Origin of the sequence: Candidatus Cyrtobacter comes, assembly GCF_034470605.1 — a bacterium.
Classification (GTDB): Bacteria; Pseudomonadota; Alphaproteobacteria; order Rickettsiales; family Midichloriaceae; genus Cyrtobacter; species Cyrtobacter comes.
The window spans coordinates 1-18223 of sequence record NZ_JARGYT010000019.1; the positions used below are offsets into that span (position 1 = coordinate 1).

Here is an 18223-nt window from a genome sequence, read left to right on the forward strand (position 1 = left end):
ATATTATTGGTTAAAAAAGTACAGCTATAAAAAAATACATACCTTGAAGCAGAAAAGCGAGATAAATACAAGGCGATCATAAAAAGATATAATTGCTTTGTATATTGAGAGTGGCATTTGCAAATATAAGGGCTAAAAGCGAGAAACTGGAAAAAGAGTGGAAAATATTATGCTAATATTATTGCCGGTTTAGTGAATAATGAGCAGATAGCACCAATTTAATTATTCTTGCAATACTCAAGTTTTTGAGATTTGGGAAATTCTTAATTAATGAGCTTAAATCTGGTCAGGTAGTTATTATGGATAATGCTTCCTTCCATAAATCTCGGAAAAGATCTTATTGAATCTGTTGGTTTTTTACCTCCTTATTCACATGATTTGAAGCCAATAGAGAAATTCTTGGCTAAGAGGTGGATTAGAGCTCATATTAGTCATCTTGCGATGCTTTAGTTAAATTCTTCAATACGCAAATCTTAACTTGATTTACTATAGTAACTACATAAGATGATTATTTAAGTTTCAAAAATGCTATTTTTCTATGTAAAGCGGTCCTATCCATTCCAATATGCTCGGCTGTTTTAGCAACATTATAATCAAACCTCAACAAGTGATTTTTTATATATTGCTTTTCGAACTCATCCTTAGCATCCTTAAACCTCATACCATTCAGCTTACCTATCCCACTAACTATTTCCTCTGATTCTGATAGTAAGTCAACAGGCAAAGAGTCTCGGCTTATAGTATCATTGCCACTAGATGATGTGAGTATAAAGCTAAGCTCCGCTACATTTTTTAGCTGAATTATATTTCCAGGCCAATTATAATTCATTAAAAGCAATATAGCTTCAGCGCTAATTTTGCATTTTTGATACTTAGACTGATGGGAAAATTCTCTAATAAAAGATTCGCAAAATTGAGGTATATCTTCAATTCTTTCTCTTAGAGGGGCCATATGTATTTGTAGTATACAAAGTCTATAATATAGATCTGATAAAAATAATTCTCTAGAAGTGCCGCTTTTAATATCTTCTGTTGTAGAAGACATTATCCTCATTCCTTCATAGTTATTTCTAAGTAGGTATAGCAAATAATTTTGAGTCTCTATATTTAAAGTTTCAAGATTATCTATATACAGTGTGCCCCCCTGCGATATTGAGAGAATTTTCTTTAATAAGTATAATTCATCTGGATTTTTATAATAGTTCTTCACATCGCTCCATCTTACAAATTGCAAATGCTTGTTTGGTGATTGTGCATGTATAATTTTGGCTATAGTACATTTTCCTGTACCTACTTCCCCAGAAATAAATAGTCTACTTTTGGATATTGAGGCTGCTTTTACTAATTCACGGATCTTTTTGCTATGTTGAGATTTTCCTATAATTGATAAATTGGAGCTAGCTGATCTTAACATCCTATTTTCTTCAGATATTTTCATAGATTCAAGTGCCCTTCTTACTGTAAGCAAAAGTCTGGCAATTTTAAAAGGCTTCTCCACGAAATCATAAGCACCATACTTTATTGCATTAACGGCTACCTCTATATTTGCATGCCCGCTTATAACTATTACTGGTACCATTGGGTGGGCACTTTTAATTAATTTTAATAACCCTATGCCATCAATTGGGCTTCCCTCAAGCCATATATCAAGCAATATTACATCTGGTGTATTGTTTTGTATTTGTTCTAATACACTGGTGGAATCATGAAGGGAATTGCATGTATATCCATCTTCCCGAAGAACATCAGAGATAAATTCGCAAATATCTCGTTCATCATCGATAATAAGTACGCTATGTGTATCAATATCCATATTTAACTGCATTGCAACATGAGCCAATCGTAAAATTTCTTATTACATGACATAGAGTTTGTACTTAATATGCATGGTGTATTGTATGGATGTAGTTCGATTAATTTTTTCACAATCTGGTCTTTTTTTTCTACTACTGTCTTAATAATTAAGATATATTCTACAGATGATTTTATATTTCCATTTTCTATATAAAGAGATTGTACATTTCTAATAATATTAACACATGCTGCTAGTTTAGATTCTAGAACCTCTCTAGCAATCCTTTCGGAGTTTAATTCACTATCTACGGTGACATACAGTATTTGCGCATTCATAAAAACACTCTATATTTATATGGCGATTCTAGTCATAACACATAATACGAATCACATATAGCATGGGTGATATTAAAAATATTTCTTTATATAAAAAAGCCCAGTTGCGTCTTATCACATTCAATTCCTTTTATGGTCAACGTTAGCTATAAAGTTGGATTCAAGCTCTTTAGTATCCTAAAATATCAACCGATAGTATATGTTTTGCTATTATTTTAAGATTATCCTCTTATTTTTTTTAAACACATTTCCAATACCTTTTCTATTTTTGCTTCGCTGATATCTAAATCCTTTAGTACATTGTTCAATACGCTCTCTACTTCATTTTTTCCAAAACCAAGTGATATAAGCGCTGTACTAACCTCCTGTCTTATTCCTAAATTTACAAATTTTGGTGTATTATCTTGATATGAACATATGGGAAGTGGTAGATCCTTTTCCTTTAACTCATTAATTATTCTTTGCGCTATTTTTTTACCAACACCAACTATCTTATAAAAACGAGAATGCTCTGAATTTCTTATACTATGATACAATTCTGGAATTTCCATATCTCCTATTATAGACATAGCAAGCTTATTACCCACTCCTTGAACACTACGCAGAATTTCAAAATATTCCTTTTCTTGATATGTGGCAAAACCATAAAGCGAGATTTCATCTTCTTTTACATTTGTAAATATGTGAAACGATCTCTCTTCCCCTAAAATTAAAGATCCATTCTTACCAATATATACATAATACCCAACGCCGTGAACATCAATTATTATGCTATTTATGAAGATTTCACTTATTTTACCCGTAAGTTTTCCTATCATGAATAAATCACACACATACAATTACGCTTTTTTAGCATAATAATATAAAAGGTGTATAGTGTTTTACGTGCTTTGTTATATAGACAAGTTGCTTTTATTGCTAAAACTTCCCAAAATCATCTTGTACCAGCAACACTCTTCATCTAAAAGATGACATGAACTTGTTACTCACTTGAGATGGAGTATTTAGAAAATTTAAATAATAGTCAAAGAGCGGCAGTTGAGTATACAGAAGGCCCACTTCTTGTCCTTGCTGGGGCAGGGACTGGCAAAACCAAGGTACTTACATCAAGAATTGCCCATATTATAAATTCTGGTAGAGCGAATGTTGATGAAATTCTTGCAATTACATTCACGAACAAAGCTGCCTCTGAGATGTTAAGTAGAATAAAAGGTATTCTTGGTAATATTTTCATACCATGGGTTGGAACTTTTCACTCAATCTCAACGCAAATACTGAGAAAACACTATGATGGCCCATCTTTTGGAATAATAGATTCTGATGATCAGCTTAGCATAGTAAAAAAAGTAATATCAGAGCATGGAATAGATTCACAAAGATATTCACCAAAGCTCCTACTTTCACTAATATCAAAGCAAAAAGATAAATGTTTAAATTATGATCAAATTCCTGCTAGTGAGGCTTTTGCTGGTATTCAATTATCGATTCTGTATAGAAACTATCAAAACAAACTAAAATCATTAAACGTAATGGATTTTGGAGATCTGTTGATGGAAAGTTATTTTTTAATTAAGGAAAATGCTGCCCTCAGAGAATATTATCAAAGTAAATTTAAATATCTATTAATAGATGAGTATCAGGATACTAATGTTGCTCAATATTTGTGGTCTATGTTACTTGCTCAAAAGCATAGAAATATATGCTGTGTTGGTGATGATGATCAATCTATATATGGATGGAGGGGAGCAGAGGTTGAGAACATACTAAGATTTGAAAGTGATTTTAAGGACGCTAAGGTTATTAAGTTGCAGCAAAACTATAGGTCACTCTCTCCTATTTTGAAGGTTGCATCTGCAATAATATCAAATAACCAAGATAGACATGATAAAGAATTGTGGACTCAAAATAGTGAAATAATACCGGTAATACTGCATATTTATATTGATGATAGACAGGAGGCGAGAAAAATTGCGGATGAAATTAATGTTTATAAATCAAATGGTATAAGATTATCAGAAATAGCGATACTTGTTAGGGCGGGTTATCAAACGAGATTGTTTGAAGAGGCATTAAACTATCTATGTGTGCCTTATAAAATAATTGGTGGTGCAAAGTTTTATGAGCGTGCTGAGGTTAAAAATGCAATAGCTTATATGAGATTGCTTGTAAACGATAATGATAATCTGGCCTTTTTAAGGGTAATAAATACGCCTAAACGCGGAGTTGGGGATTCTTCTATTGCGCAACTTACACGGCTTTCTGAGCAAAGTGGCCTATCTATGATGAAAGTTCTTAAAACAGCTGACCTAAAGCCGAAACTTAGGGCATCTACTATGGAATTTATAAGTACTTTTGAAGATTGTAGAGCCATAATGAATGAAGATCCTGTGAAGGCTGTGGAGAGGCTTTTTTTACAGCTTGGTTTTAAGGAATATCTTGAGAAATATGATGCTGAAAATATGACGGAAAAGGCACAGAACGTTAACGAGGTGCTTAAGAGTTTATCTTCGCATGATTCCATAATTGGGTATCTTGAACATGTGAGCTTACTTAGCGATGTTGATAGTTTATCAACTGATGAAAAGGTGAATATTATTACAATGCATTCTGCAAAAGGGTTAGAATTCGAGGTTGTATTTTTACCAGGCTGGGAAGAGGGGGTTTTTCCTACTTCAAGAGCTATGTTTGAAAGCAAGCAGCTATCTGAGGAAAGGAGGCTTGCATATGTTGCTGTTACTAGAGCAAAAAGATATTTGCAAATATCTTATGCGAGATCAAGAATGGTATTTGGTAATATACAAACTTCACTTCCATCTAGATTTTTAGAGGAGATACCAAAAAATTGTTGCAAAACCGTTGATGAAATAGATATATACAGAGCTGCTAATAGTGGTTTTAGGAAAAATAATTTAACATATGGCGATATTGTAACGCATGGTAAATTCGGAGAGGGTAAAGTAATAGGATCCGGGGCTAGAGGATCCATATATGTGGAATTTGATTTGATTGGGATAAAAGAAATAGCGGCAGATGAGTTTTAATATACAGAAAGCGCCTAAGCATGTTGCCATTATAATGGATGGGAACAGTAGATGGGCTAAAGAGATGAATCTTCCTCAGTGGAAGGGGCATGAAAGCGGTATGCAATCTGCTAAGAATATAGTTGATATAGCTATAAATAATAAGATTCAGTATTTGACCTTATATGCATTTTCTATAGAAAATTGGAAAAGGGATAAATCTGAAGTAGATGTTATAATGTCTTTAATGAGACAATATATGTCTGAATATGCAGAAGATTTTATTAATAAAGGGGTCAGGATCATATTTAGTGGTGATCTATTACTCATAGATAGTGATATAAGCCAAAGTATGTTTGATATAGAAGAATCCTCAAAGCTCAACAAAGTATTAACATTAATCATTGCTGTTAGCTACAGTGCAAGAAATGAGATAAGGGAGGCCGCCATGAATATGGTGAAAGATGCTCATAAAATAGATACTAGTAATAAAATGATTTTTGATGAATATATTAATATTCATAATATTCCTGATCCAGATTTGCTTATAAGAACTGGTGGTGAATATAGATTGAGTAATTTTATGTTATGGCAAATTGCATATACTGAACTTTATTTTTCCAAAAAATTATGGCCATCATTTGAGGAAAAAGATCTTTTAGAGGCGATTCAAGATTTTAATTCAAGGGAACGTAGATATGGCGGTAGGTAATTTTTTGAAAAGGCTAATTTCATCTGTGTTGTTGATACCGGTTGTTATTTGGTTGGCTTATCTTGGGTCTATTCCATATAAAATCTTTGTATTTTGTATGCTCTTTATTTCGCTTCTGGAATATAGAAGTATTATATTGAAGAATAATATTTTGGTAAGGAGAAGTTATGTGATGTGGCTTCTTTTGGGTCTTGCTATAGCTGTTGCATCATTTATTTCGCTGATTTATCTAAGAAATGTGGAGTGTTGCATAGAGCCAAATACAGGGTTTTTCATATCTCTGTTCTTCTTCGTAACGGTCTGGATGACTGATATATCTGCTTATGTAGTAGGTAAATTAGTTGGCGGTCCTAAGATTTTTCCAAAAATTAGCCCTAAAAAGACATACTCTGGTGTTATAGCAGGAATTCTGGTTCCTTTATTAATATATCTAATATTTGAACACGATATATTCTCATATACTGACTATATCATGACATTATCTATCTCTATTGCTGTTGTATTTGGAGATTTTCTTGAATCAGCTTTCAAGAGAAGATTTGGGGTTAAAGATAGTGGCGCTATAATACCAGGTCATGGTGGCGTTTTAGATCGTATTGATGGGCTCATCTTTGCATCCATTACTTTTGCTGTGGTTACTTATTTCTCTCTATGAAAAAGGTAGCTGTATTTGGCTCGAGTGGATCGGTTGGATCATCAACCTTAGATATATTGAGAAATAATCGAGATAAATTTGAGTTATGCGCTATTGCTGGCGGCTCTAATATTCAAAAATTGGCTGAGCAAGCAATTGAATTTCAGGTGAAAAATGTAGCTGTTGCATCAGATAATAAATATAAAGAGTTAAAAGCATTACTACCTAACCATAACATAGTTGTTGGCGATGATGGTCTTGTCCTTCTTGCGCAAGAGAAATATGATGTGGCGATAATGGCTATTTCTGGCTCTGATGCAATTAAGCCGCTTGATGCTCTTTTAGGAAATGCAAAAATTATAGGTTTGGCCAATAAGGAGAGTATTGTATGTACTGGTAGTATGCTTGTAGATAAGGCAAAGGCTTTAGGTTCAAAAATCATACCGGTGGATTCTGAGCATAGTGCTATCTTTCAATTATTTGATGTACTAAATGCAGATTTAGTGAATAGGGTGATATTAACAGCATCTGGTGGGCCATTTTATGATAAACCAATAGAATTTATAAATACTGCAACTTTTGAGCAAGTGCTTGCTCACCCAACCTGGAAGATGGGGGCTAAGATATCTGTTGATTCTGCTACAATGATGAATAAGGGGTTAGAGCTTATAGAGGCCAAGAATCTTTTTAACCTTAAAGCTGAGCAGCTAGATGTTCTTATCCATCCTCAATCTATAGTTCATAGTTTTGTGGAGTATGCTGATGGGGCGTTGCTTGCACAGTTAGGGTATCCAGATATGAAAATGCCAATATCATATGCATTAAATCATCCAAAAAGGATCAAAATAGATTATCGAAAAATGACCGCTAATGATTTGACAAATATGATGTTTCTAGCCCCTGAATTTGAAAAGTTCCCACTACTTGGCCTTGCAAAAAATGTGCTGAAAGATTCAATGGAATCTTGTATAGTGCTTAATACGTTAAATGAACTTGTTGTTGGGGAATTTTTAGAGAAAAAAATTGGATTTGTTCAAATAGCAAATAAGATCTTGAAATTTATGGATAAGATAAATATAGAGAAAGTTGCATCATTGGTGGATGTGTTATCTTGCGTAAAAGACATTAAGATAAAATTTAACGAGCTAAGTAAGTAATAAGTATGTATAAATGTGTTTTTGAGGATGACAATATTCTCATTGTTGATAAAGAAAGAAACATCTCGGTTCATCCTGGGGCAGGAAATAAAGATAATAGTTTAATGGATCTTATACTTTCTTCTGGCAAGTATGGGTATCTTGGGATTATCAATAGAATAGATAAGGATACATCAGGCCTTGTATTAATTGCAAAGGATGGATTTACGCACATGGCGCTTGAAGAAAAAATGAAAGCCTATGAAATAAAGAGAAAATATGTTGGTTTTGTTTATGGAATTTTTGATCTTTGTGCTGGAAAGATTGAGACAAAAATCATTAGATCTAATTCTGATAAAACTACAATGGTTGCAAGTAGTACAATAGGAAAAGATGCTGTAACTTTGTATAAAGTGTTAAATTCATTTTTTTCAGAAATTAGCTTTTTAGAATATCAGCTAAAAACTGGCAGAACGCACCAAATAAGAGTTCATATGAGACACAATAAAACACCTGTTATTGGTGATCATAAGTATTCCAAAGGGTTATCACTTATCCTAAAGGAAACGCCACAAGATGTGCAAAATTTGCTTAAATCATTCAGGAAACAGATGTTACATTCAAAATACATCTCTTTTGAGCATCCAGTGACAAATCATCTGGTAGAGGTTGAGGCCCATCTACCAGACGATATGAAGATTTTATTAGATAAGCTGATTCAAGTGAGTCATTAGAGATATACAAAAACTCTATTTTGAAAGTCATTATAATTATAGAGCGCACCGAGGCTTGCTGTTATGACTCACTTTTGAAATAAGACCTCTATAGAGGTCTTATTTAATCACAAACTATCAACGCTCATGAATACTGCATCGAAGGTATCCCAAACCTCGTTAACACTTGGTTCTATAAATAGCCTCAGATCAGCTTCTACATAGCTCTCTATCTCATTAGTATTAACAAATCTTCCCATTACAAATCCAGTTTCTCCGTATCTGATATTGAGTAGCTCCATATGGTGCACTTCATCATATTGTGATAATATGATACCAACGGTATCAAAATCACCTTTTAGCATAGCTTTTTGTACTTTATGTTTATCAGCGTTAAATTTTGAGTTAAATTGGTCTGATTTATTTTTCTCAGTTAATTTGCGAGTTACACTATTTTTTGGAGTATCATCTGAATTTATCTCTTCTATTATTTGAGACATATTAATTAGGCTTAAATCAGCGCAGGTACCATGTTCCAAATTTTGTTGATCTGTATTTAAAATTACTACAGAATATCCATTGAAAAGTGTTTCTAATCTTAATCTAATTTCATTTAACTCATAATCAAAATTTATACTTGGGAGCGTATTTATTATTCTAATTATGTGATCATGCGTGCTGATGTGAAGTGATACGGCATGCTTTTCATGGTGGTTGTTTGTGACGCTAATTAGAGCTAATATGTTGTTATAATCACCTAAAATATCCTTCTCCCAACTGTAAAATACTGATTCGATATTTTTTTTAGTCAAAATATTACCTTCAACATAGCAAGTTGAGCTGTGATAATATTGGTTTCCGAATTGCTTCAATAACAGTAAATTTATTCTTATTTCATTATCAAGCATTCCAGGGCCGCTTACCCCTTTACTTTCTGTTTGATCGTCCTCTTCCTTGCTCATAGAGTCATGCTCTTCGATTATAGGGTCATGCTTTTCACTTATAGAGGGGCTTTGGTGTAAGGGATTAGATGAGCGATGATTATTTCTAGCTATATCTATTCGCATTTGCATATCATCATCATCAAGATGCGCCACATTTTGTACTGGAAGATAAGCATCAATTATCTTTCTATCTAATTGTCTTTGCATGGCATCATCATCTGGGTACTCTATATTCCATATTTCTCGTCTCATTAATATATCCGAGCGTTGCGCATCATTTTGTAAATCAGTCTCTGACATCATTGCCAGGTTCGCTATCAATCTTGCTGTATAGCCGCCGCAATACACATTTTGTGATTCTGCCTGGATAGGGTAAATATTTACAGATGGCGCATTAGTAGATGTCACATAAAAGCCTGTACCACCATCTTCCGATGTTCCGCCCATTGTTTGTAATTCGGCTAATGTCGCGCTTACAAGATCGTTTCTAGCATCTCCAAGAGAATCATATATTTGGCCACTAATTTCGCGATTTTCAGATATTATAAACTCACCAGTAACCCAGTGTGCTTCATTTTCTAATCTTATTGGAATTAAGATGCGTCGAGCAGCTGGTAAAGATGTATCCTCATCCCCAACTATTTCAGAAATCTGTGTTGCTATAATACGTGCAACATTACCATCATCGCTTAAAGATGCCGGTCTAAGGATATAAGTGCTTCCAACCCTTATATAATGCTCATTTGCAAAGGTGCCTGCGGCATTATCGCCTACTAGTGTTTCAATTAAGTTTCTAATATCTATATCGTTATAGTAGTAACCAGTATTTTTATAAAGACCATTTTTATCATATAGCTCAGATTTAAGAGCATGCTCTCTTATTGCGCTAAAGAAAGCGCTGTTAATGTTGTAATCATCAGATACAACTCCATTTAATACCTTTATTCTATGTTCTGGTGCAGAATTGTTAATTGCGTCATAAAGGCAATTCAGGGCGTAATCACTAAAACTAATCTGTGATCTAGACATATCCAATGTAATTGTATGCCGTGACTCTTTTAGTATATGTTCTATAATTTCAACTGTATCATCTGCAATTGTATCACCCCACCCTATAGTTATTGAATGGTAAATATTCTGCTCCTTTGCTAACCAAGTTGCGAATGTTTTAAAATTTATATTAGTGATATGGTCAAATGCTTCGCCAAATAGTCCGTATAAATCAATATTTAAAGAAGAGTTTGCTTGCTCTAATCCGCTTAGCAATGTTTCCATACTAGCTTCTGTTATGCTGCTATCTCCAATCGTGCTAAGATCTAGAGTGAGACCATTTGGTAAATTGGCTAGGAAATTAAAATCAATTTCCTTATCTCTTGCTAGGCGAATGGTATGAGCAAGTTGGATAGTATGAGCAATATTAGCATTTACGAACTTTCTAAAAAAATCGAAATGATATGGTTGATTATGAGTAGCTACGCCATCTAATATACTGGTTAGATTGATTGTATGTGATGTTTGTGCCGTAGCTAATGCCTTAGCTATTTTTAGTAGCTGCGTATAGGAAATATCACTAGATTCGTGGATATTAATGTTTAGTGAATGAGTGACGTGCTGAATAAGATCGGCAACTCTTTTAAAAGCATCATCATCCATAGGAGATTGGAGTGATAATGTATGACCATTTACTGTATTATCCTCAATGGCATCAAGTATCGGATCTATGTCATCCATATTGATTATGAAGCTACAATCAACTAAGCCAATCCCGATTGGTCTTATTGTTGCATTGAGTATCTTCTCAGTTACTAATGATATCAGTTTCTTGCTCAAGAATATAATTTCTATATATCCAACTTGTTCATTGTTGATGTGTTGGTGAAAATCACCAAGCGGAACCATTTGATGGTTATATGCTATTGCATGCCCAATTTCTTGATCATTATCTTCTTCATATGATTTATCAGAATTTGAAGATACTGCCTCTAATAGCACAAGCATATTTAAATCATTATCCCACCTCCATAGACCACCAGCTGTCTTATTTTCACTACCATTATATTTCATAGTGCCAATCTAAAAAATTATAGCAAGGTGTTATGATAGTGCTGCGTGTTATATAGTATCAATTATTATAATATAATAATATGGCATATCGAGGCTTCTTATATAAAAAGAATTGCATGTGCAGTTTCAAAAGAGTACACTCAAAGCGCGCGTCTTGGTTCGCGTAAATTATTAAGAGATGCCCATTTTTTTTTGGTACTGCATTTATCGCAGGATCGAGTAATCTTGTTGACTTTGATGGGATTATATGTATAGAATCTGCACCTCTTTTTTTGTGGGTAATTTTCCTTTTTAGCCATGGGTAAAAAAAGAGTGACTGTAATTTCTGATGATTTGCCAAAGAATGTATTTAGGTTCTTGCTTAAGTTCGTTAATATACATTCAATAGGCTTTCTTATGATTGCAATATCAGCCATTTTTGCTGATATATCAATGGCTGTGCTTCTTCCATATGCGGAGGGAAATTTGGTAGATTCCATAGGATTCTTAGCTGATAACAAAGATTTAAGCGCAATGCTATTTCCTGTTCTATATTTTATACTAATATGGTTACTTATAGAGCTAAGTTCTAGATTTAAGGGGGTATTGCTTGCAATTTTTATACCGAGACTAGAAGGAAATATGAGGGTTGCAACTTTTAATCAAGTTAATATGCAATCTCACTCTTATTTTGTACAAAGCCATGTTGGTGGTATAGCACAAAGGATAAGTGATATGCCGCGGAGTGCAAGGTTACTTGTAGATGATACTTTAACAGTATTTCTTCCGCTTATTTTATCCATCATTATCACATCTTCACTATTTTTTCATATACACCCGTTAGTTTCTTTGGTGTTTGTTATATGGTTCTCTGTTCATATAATAGTTTGTGTAATATTTTGTGCTAGGGCAGCAGATCGTTCATCAATACAATCAGCGGCGAGAGCTAATGTTCAGAGCAAGATAATAGATAGTATAACTAACCATCTAATGGTCAAATTGTTTTCCGGCCATAAGCATGAGATGAATAAGGTTCTAAGCGCCCAAGAAGAAGAGATTGAAAAATATAAAAGTGCACTACTTTATACAGAAAAAATAAAAATAGCTCTAAGCTCAGTTAGCATATTAAGTTCAGGTATACTTATATGCCTTTCTTTTTACTTATGGTCCCAAGGTGAAATTAGTGTAGGAAAAATAATATTTTTAATAGGTGCTTTAAGTAGTTTAACTGATAAACTTTGGATGGCTGGAGATGAGATGTCATATTTTGTATACGAATATGGAGTACTCGCACAATCTCTTAATTTAGTGAGAGATCCATCAAAGCTTGCTGAAGAAGAAGACAAAATTGATCTAAAAATAACAAAAGGTGATATAGAGTTTAAAGATGTTTCATTTTCATATAGTGAAAACAGAAAGATCTTAAAAAAGAAATCCCTCTTTATACATGGGGGTACTAAAGTGGGCCTAGTGGGATTATCTGGTAGTGGTAAAACAACTTTTGCAAATCTTTTAATGAGGCTTTATGAAGTTGATGAAGGGACTATTAACATCGATGGTAAAGATATCTCATTATGTTCTATAGATTCAATAAGGGAGAATATTTCCTTCATTCCACAGTCACCTTTTCTTTTTCATACCTCGGTGATGGAAAATATAAGGTATGGAAAATTAACTGCTTCAGATGAAGAAGTGATAACTGTTTCTAAAAAAGCGATGTGTCATGAATTTATATTAAATCTTCCAGATGGGTATAGTACATTGGTGGGTGAAAGGGGGGATAGTCTATCTGGTGGACAGAGGCAAAGAGTTGCAATAGCAAGAGCAATGTTAAAAAATGCCCCAATTATTGTTATGGATGAAGCTACATCCGCACTTGATTCTGTGGTAGAAAAAATAATAGAAAATAATATCAAATCACTAATGGATGGAAAGACAGTAATAGTGATAGCGCATAGATTATCTACGCTCTTTAGTATGGATAATATACTGGTCTTTAGAGATGGTATTATAGTTGAGCAAGGCACGCATAAACATCTGTTAGCTATAAATGGCTACTATAAACAAATGTGGGATGCTCAAAAAGATGGTATGATGCCAGAAATTTTATAGATAAGTTATTTATCATATCAATGAATATATATATAGCTTATAGCTAAGCAAATATGAAAAAAGTTGATAATATAGCTTCTAGCTAAAGTTTGTAATATACTGAAATACGAAAGAGTATATTTTGGATTTTAGAGATTAAGTAGAATAAATAAATTTACTATTGGGGCCAAATCTTAGTTCTGTAATTTATAATTGGGAACTTATCATATATGCAAGAAGTCTAATCCCTAACTAACTACTTAATTTGAGTTGTGTCTCTATTTGTTATAAGATATAAGATATAAGTTATAATGATTTGTTGCTGGGTTTTTGGTTTTAATGAAAGAAGAGTTAATAGAGGCAAGGGGTAAGGTTGTGAAGTTGCTGCCTAACGCATCTTTTCGTGTCATGCTTGAGAATGGCTCGGAGATGATAGCATATACTTCTGGTAAAGTAAGAAAAAATAAAATTAGGATACTCGCAGGTGATGAGGTTCTAGTGCAGATTACACCGTATGATCCAGATAGAGGTAGGGTTGTATTGAGATATAAAAAAGAACATAACGCTACTAATAAATACCCAGATCCAGATTCTAATAATCCAAATAAGGATGCTTAATGATCGTAGATTTATCCTCGCATCTGCTTCTATATGGAGGAAAGAACTTTTGTGTAATATCGGTTATAAGCCTGATTTAATTGTCTCTGCAGATATTGACGAAACACCTAAACCCGATGAGAGTAATAGGTTACTTTCTATGCGTCTTGCTATGGAGAAAGCTTTGCTAATTGCTGATAAGTACCCTGGTGATATTATACTTGGGGCAGATACTGTAGTTAGTATTTCTAACCAGAGTATGCCAAAAGCTTTAACAGTTGATGATGCTAAATTTTGTATAAATAAACTTTCTGGGAGGCGGCATAAGGTATATACAGGGATTGCAGTAGTTTATAATGGTAAAGTCTCAAGAAAGGTTGTTACTACTACCTTAAAATTTAAGAGATTATCTTCTGAAGAAAAAGATAGTTATATAAGTTCAAAAGAATGGTATGGGAAGGCTGGTGGGTATGGGCTTCAGGGGTATGCGGCTGCGTTTGTTGAATGGTTGAATGGTTCTTACACTTCTGTGATAGGTCTTCCATTATGTGAAACATACAAGATATTGGTTGGGTTTGGGCTGAAGCCAAAGCATCAAATCTTAAGAGAAGATTTATAATCCCAAAAGTATACTGCGCTAGATACTTTATGAAAGATAGTTAAACACTATTTTCCATAGTAGTATAAAAAAGTTCTTTTTATACTAAAAACTATTTTGTTATACCTAAGACTCGTCTAGAAAGACCATCTTGTTTAGGCGCATCAGCCCTTAGAGTAATTTGCTGTTTTTGCTTTTCTATATAGTCCTTATTCATAACTGGATACCTCTTTTCCCTAAATTCAGATTTGGTATTCTTTTTAGGGCAGGCAGATAAGAAGATACAGAAAAAAATATATACAATAATTTTCATCATTGTTACCTCATTGCATTATTTATTAGTTGTTTATTATTTTCCTTAATGGCTGTACTCACTGCTGTATATGTCTGAGATTTTAGCATGCTATCTGAGAATTTGTTGATACTATCAGCATTATCCACCATTCCATGATTACTAATATTATCTTTGTCCTGTGCTACACTGCTTCTTAATATCTTAAGTTCTTCTGTTATATTTCCTAAATGAAACAGGACCTCACCAGATAATTTAGAAATTTCAGAGTGAATATCGGACAATTCGCGTACAAAACCATGTAATGACTCTTGGGTTATTGGTATGCTAATCTTGCTGTTATCAGCTAATTTATTCAAAAATGAAGCCATGCAATTTAGAAGTTTCTCGAACACTAGTGCGGTTGGTAGCTCAATCTCTGATCCAGCTAATACTCTTGTTTTTACACCACCATTATAAAAATCTCTTGGTCTTATAACATTATTGATTCTATAAATATCTAATAATTCAGTTGCGGCTTTTGGTATTGCCTCTCTTTCTACGTAATCTCCGCTGAAAATTGCAGAATTATCTACTACGCTTCTTTTATTGATATAAGATAGTATTGTATTAAACTTGCTGCTTATAGTTTTATATAAAATTTCTGAATGTTGCTCGTTAAACAATTCGCTTGCTGAAAATTGCCCGGATTCGTTAGCGATATTACTTACAAAATCGGTGATATTAGTTAGCGCATCATTTAAATCAGACATTATCTGAATGTTATTTTCTAATATTTTTATTTTCGTTTCATTTTTTGTAGATCTCTGATAAAGCGCTTGTGCGTCTCTGGCTTCGCGTGGTTTTATATCTGCATCAATTGAAAAGCCTGTGTTGTAAAATTGCCTTCCTGCCGCTATATTTGATGCATATTTTTTGAGGTCATTATTGTTTTCATATGCGCAGCGTCCTCTATTTAAGGCAGAAGCAGCGCCACAACCATTCATTGAAGCCATATAAAATACCTATCTTCTAAATTCATCTATCAAGTTTCTCTCTAAGTCCTGTGTTTGTTTAATAATGTGAGACATAGCTTGCATTAAGGTAGTAATTTCATGCAATTTACGAAGATATTCTTCTAATGGATTTTTATGTATGTCTTGATGAATTTTATCAATGGCCTGAAATTTTTGATCTTCAAATTTGGTGTTATTACTGTATTTATTATAGTGGCGCTCTACATCTAGTGTGAAATCTACAAATTTAGATCTAAACAGCCCAATAGTTTCCGTATAGCGATGAATTGCGTCTATACTACCACCAGCAACATAATAACCTTCACCTTTACCATCGACAAGACCACCTTTTACATTTCCTAAAGAGAGATGATCTACAGCACTGCTATGTACTTGGAATAATTTTGAGATATCACTATCACTATCAAAAATTGATCTATCTCTTGAATAGGATAAAAATAAATCATTTAATCCAAAAAAGTTCATCAATGACTCGTGCGAATCATCGACTTTATGCGTCATGACAAATTTTAGGCCATCTTTTGAAGCTATTTCTAAAAATCCATTATCTAACGGATCAGAAATCTCAGCTCCGTGTCTATTTTTCAAAGAAAGAAATAATTCTTGAGATAAATTTTCATCGTAAACATTGCCCTTCTTATTCACTACCTCTTCTATACTAAGCTTTTTATTTAATAAACCATTTATCAATGTAGAGCCATCATTTCCTATTTCATAGATCACCGTTGCTTCTGAATTTTCAGAAAGCATTTTAACTTCGGCCCTAAGAGGAAATGCTAAAGTACCAGAAGGTATGCTGGCCTCATACTCTAATCCGATAGCTTCTTGCTGTTTCGTCCTAGACAGGCTTGCAGCATAACTTTTCGTATTTTGATCCTTAAATATCTCATTACCTATACCGTCTTTTAAAATAAAACTTTCAATGAAAAATTTGGTACCATCCTGAAATTCATCTCCTAAATTAAGCTCAAATCCAAATTTTACTTTATTTCCTTGAGTGATTTCAGGTGTGTTGATAAGCATCTTCACATCTAAAAATTGGCCTATACTTAAAGAATGTCCGCTAGGATTATATAAACTAGAAACTGCATCAATAAGTGATTGTACATTTGCATCTTTTCCATTTTTTCCCTTTAAAGAAGCGAGATCTATTTCTAAATTTTTCATATAAGCTTCCATAGGGCTGGTGCTTTCATCTGGCATAATACCAATTTGTAAAATACCAGAATTTGGTATTACGCTTTGGAGTGTTAATTCGCGCTGACCGGATAGTATCTCGACCCCATTTTGTGGCATGAAGTTATTATGTAGCTTATTTATTGTTGCTAAGAATGAATTAAATGTGGCATTTATCCAACGCTGATGTGAGTATAAATCTTCATTCTTTGCTTTGATGAGGCCTGAGATGCTGCCAGCTTCCATCTTAGAATTACTATTATCTGGTAGATGCACCACTTGTGCTCCGCCAAAAATCTCATATCCTGCTGAGTCCTTTCTACTGAGTACTATGGCCCCTTTACTGAATCCTGTACTCATAATATCTTCATCAGATGTAACATATTTAAGGAATGATGATGTATCTCCATTTGCCAGCAGCATACCTGTACTTGCTCCATTTAGCTGGATTAATCCATCTGCATCAAAAGAAAACTCAATATCTATATATTCACTTAGTGTGGCAAGTTGTCCTAATATAGCGGCTTGTATTTCAGATTTTTTTGTTCCTGGCTTTTCGCCTCTCAGAGAGTTATTTGCTTCGCGTATATTATCTAATATTCCATTTACATGAAATATTGAATCCGATATTTTTTTATCGAGATCTGAATCTAGTTCATTAAATCCAGTATTTGCATTACCAAAGAACTGTACCAATTCTTTTAAAGAATTTATAGCATCGATTCTTTGTATCTTGCTGTTTGATGTTATATTTTGAATGCTATTCATTACATTTTGAAAGTGATCTACAGCATATCCGCCATCACCTATCCTTCCCATAATGTTCTGTATACTGCTTGCAACTTTTTCTCTTTCTGAATTTTCATGTGTTTTTGCTATGCAGTGATTTCTCTCACTAATAACCTGTTCTGAGATCTCGAGGTCATAATCAATATCAACTGGAAGATTTGGGCCTTTATATATAATGCCTGTATTCAATTTTACTGCATCTGGATTTTGGCTCCTTTCTACGTTTGTATGTATTAGGCACTGTTAACAAAGGTTTTGCCAAATAATGGAAAAGATGCAATATTATATTGGAGGCGATAAATATGGTATTTAGATGGATAAAAGGTTGTTTC

At 33.6% G+C, this 18223-nt stretch carries 16 protein-coding genes; 9 read left to right on the forward strand and 7 right to left on the reverse strand.

The features are described 5' to 3' along the window. The first annotated feature begins 306 nt into the window (after window positions 1-306). Window positions 307-450, forward strand: a complete 144-nt coding sequence (locus tag Cyrtocomes_RS02115) for a hypothetical protein (protein WP_322497563.1) — start codon at window positions 307-309, stop codon at window positions 448-450. A gap of 58 nt (window positions 451-508) precedes the next feature. On the opposite strand, the gene Cyrtocomes_RS02120 is transcribed toward Cyrtocomes_RS02115, so the two are convergent. The 3 genes from Cyrtocomes_RS02120 to ruvA all read right to left on the reverse strand — a co-directional run bounded on the left by Cyrtocomes_RS02120 (window position 509) and on the right by ruvA (window position 2948). After that, a complete protein-coding gene (locus tag Cyrtocomes_RS02120) occupies window positions 509-1813 on the reverse strand; it encodes a sigma-54-dependent transcriptional regulator (protein ID WP_322497564.1) in 1305 nt (434 codons plus the stop codon). 2 nt (window positions 1814-1815) lie between these two features. Further along, window positions 1816-2130 (reverse strand): divalent-cation tolerance protein CutA, encoded by a 315-nt coding sequence (cutA, locus tag Cyrtocomes_RS02125; protein WP_322497565.1) that lies wholly within the window; start codon window positions 2128-2130, stop codon window positions 1816-1818. Between the two features lie 221 nt (window positions 2131-2351). Next, window positions 2352-2948 (reverse strand): Holliday junction branch migration protein RuvA, encoded by a 597-nt coding sequence (ruvA, locus tag Cyrtocomes_RS02130; RefSeq protein WP_322497566.1) that lies wholly within the window; start codon window positions 2946-2948, stop codon window positions 2352-2354. A 177-nt stretch (window positions 2949-3125) separates the two neighbouring features. Between ruvA and Cyrtocomes_RS02135 the strand changes: the two genes are divergently transcribed. The 5 genes from Cyrtocomes_RS02135 to Cyrtocomes_RS02155 are packed head-to-tail and all read left to right on the forward strand — an operon-like array spanning window position 3126 to window position 8366. Further along, entirely contained in the window at window positions 3126-5171 is a 2046-nt protein-coding gene (locus tag Cyrtocomes_RS02135; protein ID WP_322497567.1) for an ATP-dependent helicase, read from the forward strand. Next, window positions 5161-5862, forward strand: a complete 702-nt coding sequence (gene uppS, locus Cyrtocomes_RS02140) for a polyprenyl diphosphate synthase (protein WP_322497568.1) — start codon at window positions 5161-5163, stop codon at window positions 5860-5862. Before Cyrtocomes_RS02135 ends, uppS begins: the two co-directional genes overlap by 11 nt. Before the next feature lie 4 nt (window positions 5863-5866). Beyond that, window positions 5867-6517, forward strand: coding sequence for a phosphatidate cytidylyltransferase (locus Cyrtocomes_RS02145; RefSeq protein WP_322497569.1), 651 nt, complete (start codon window positions 5867-5869; stop codon window positions 6515-6517). Then, entirely contained in the window at window positions 6514-7653 is a 1140-nt protein-coding gene (gene dxr / locus Cyrtocomes_RS02150; RefSeq protein ID WP_322497570.1) for a 1-deoxy-D-xylulose-5-phosphate reductoisomerase, read from the forward strand. The genes Cyrtocomes_RS02145 and dxr overlap by 4 nt, the downstream gene beginning before the upstream one ends. A gap of 5 nt (window positions 7654-7658) precedes the next feature. Next, window positions 7659-8366: an RluA family pseudouridine synthase gene (locus Cyrtocomes_RS02155; RefSeq protein ID WP_322497571.1), complete on the forward strand. Its 708-nt coding sequence runs from the start codon at window positions 7659-7661 to the stop codon at window positions 8364-8366. A gap of 107 nt (window positions 8367-8473) precedes the next feature. Here Cyrtocomes_RS02155 and Cyrtocomes_RS02160 read toward each other — a convergent pair whose 3' ends face one another. Beyond that, a complete protein-coding gene (locus Cyrtocomes_RS02160) occupies window positions 8474-11353 on the reverse strand; it encodes a hypothetical protein (RefSeq protein ID WP_322497572.1) in 2880 nt (959 codons plus the stop codon). A gap of 297 nt (window positions 11354-11650) precedes the next feature. On the opposite strand from Cyrtocomes_RS02160, the gene Cyrtocomes_RS02165 reads away from it, so the two are divergent. The 3 genes from Cyrtocomes_RS02165 to Cyrtocomes_RS02175 all read left to right on the forward strand — a co-directional run bounded on the left by Cyrtocomes_RS02165 (window position 11651) and on the right by Cyrtocomes_RS02175 (window position 14639). Next, window positions 11651-13444, forward strand: coding sequence for an ABC transporter ATP-binding protein (locus Cyrtocomes_RS02165; RefSeq protein ID WP_322497573.1), 1794 nt, complete (start codon window positions 11651-11653; stop codon window positions 13442-13444). A 318-nt stretch (window positions 13445-13762) separates the two neighbouring features. After that, window positions 13763-14041, forward strand: coding sequence for a translation initiation factor IF-1 (infA, locus tag Cyrtocomes_RS02170; protein ID WP_322497574.1), 279 nt, complete (start codon window positions 13763-13765; stop codon window positions 14039-14041). Beyond that, entirely contained in the window at window positions 14034-14639 is a 606-nt protein-coding gene (locus Cyrtocomes_RS02175) for a Maf family protein (RefSeq protein WP_322497575.1), read from the forward strand. The genes infA and Cyrtocomes_RS02175 overlap by 8 nt, the downstream gene beginning before the upstream one ends. 91 nt (window positions 14640-14730) lie before the next feature. Here the strand turns inward: Cyrtocomes_RS02175 and Cyrtocomes_RS02180 are convergent, their stop codons facing one another. From Cyrtocomes_RS02180 to Cyrtocomes_RS02190, 3 genes are read right to left on the reverse strand one after another with little or no spacing between them, the layout of a single operon-like run. Further along, window positions 14731-14934, reverse strand: a complete 204-nt coding sequence (locus tag Cyrtocomes_RS02180; protein WP_322497576.1) for a hypothetical protein — start codon at window positions 14932-14934, stop codon at window positions 14731-14733. Between the two features lie 2 nt (window positions 14935-14936). Further along, the gene (locus Cyrtocomes_RS02185; protein WP_322497577.1) at window positions 14937-15905 is read right to left on the reverse strand and encodes a hypothetical protein; all 969 of its coding nucleotides are present in this window, start codon (window positions 15903-15905) and stop codon (window positions 14937-14939) included. A gap of 9 nt (window positions 15906-15914) precedes the next feature. Continuing rightward, the gene (locus tag Cyrtocomes_RS02190) at window positions 15915-18080 is read right to left on the reverse strand and encodes a FlgK family flagellar hook-associated protein (protein ID WP_322497578.1); all 2166 of its coding nucleotides are present in this window, start codon (window positions 18078-18080) and stop codon (window positions 15915-15917) included. Window positions 18081-18223: the final 143 nt, after the last annotated feature.

Excerpts from the sequence above, each read along its gene's own strand:
- Cyrtocomes_RS02115 (WP_322497563.1), top strand. The coding sequence starts at position 307 with ATGCTTCCTTCCATAAATCTCGGAAAAGATCTTATTGAATCTGTTGGT.
- Cyrtocomes_RS02120 (WP_322497564.1), bottom strand. The coding sequence starts at position 1,813 with ATGGATATTGATACACATAGCGTACTTATTATCGATGATGAACGAGAT.
- cutA (WP_322497565.1), bottom strand. The coding sequence starts at position 2,130 with ATGAATGCGCAAATACTGTATGTCACCGTAGATAGTGAATTAAACTCC.
- ruvA (WP_322497566.1), bottom strand. The coding sequence starts at position 2,948 with ATGATAGGAAAACTTACGGGTAAAATAAGTGAAATCTTCATAAATAGC.
- Cyrtocomes_RS02135 (WP_322497567.1), top strand. The coding sequence starts at position 3,126 with ATGGAGTATTTAGAAAATTTAAATAATAGTCAAAGAGCGGCAGTTGAG.
- uppS (WP_322497568.1), top strand. The coding sequence starts at position 5,161 with ATGAGTTTTAATATACAGAAAGCGCCTAAGCATGTTGCCATTATAATG.
- dxr (WP_322497570.1), top strand. The coding sequence starts at position 6,514 with ATGAAAAAGGTAGCTGTATTTGGCTCGAGTGGATCGGTTGGATCATCA.
- Cyrtocomes_RS02155 (WP_322497571.1), top strand. The coding sequence starts at position 7,659 with ATGTATAAATGTGTTTTTGAGGATGACAATATTCTCATTGTTGATAAA.
- Cyrtocomes_RS02160 (WP_322497572.1), bottom strand. The coding sequence starts at position 11,353 with ATGAAATATAATGGTAGTGAAAATAAGACAGCTGGTGGTCTATGGAGG.
- Cyrtocomes_RS02165 (WP_322497573.1), top strand. The coding sequence starts at position 11,651 with ATGGGTAAAAAAAGAGTGACTGTAATTTCTGATGATTTGCCAAAGAAT.
- infA (WP_322497574.1), top strand. The coding sequence starts at position 13,763 with ATGAAAGAAGAGTTAATAGAGGCAAGGGGTAAGGTTGTGAAGTTGCTG.
- Cyrtocomes_RS02175 (WP_322497575.1), top strand. The coding sequence starts at position 14,034 with ATGCTTAATGATCGTAGATTTATCCTCGCATCTGCTTCTATATGGAGG.
- Cyrtocomes_RS02180 (WP_322497576.1), bottom strand. The coding sequence starts at position 14,934 with ATGATGAAAATTATTGTATATATTTTTTTCTGTATCTTCTTATCTGCC.
- Cyrtocomes_RS02185 (WP_322497577.1), bottom strand. The coding sequence starts at position 15,905 with ATGGCTTCAATGAATGGTTGTGGCGCTGCTTCTGCCTTAAATAGAGGA.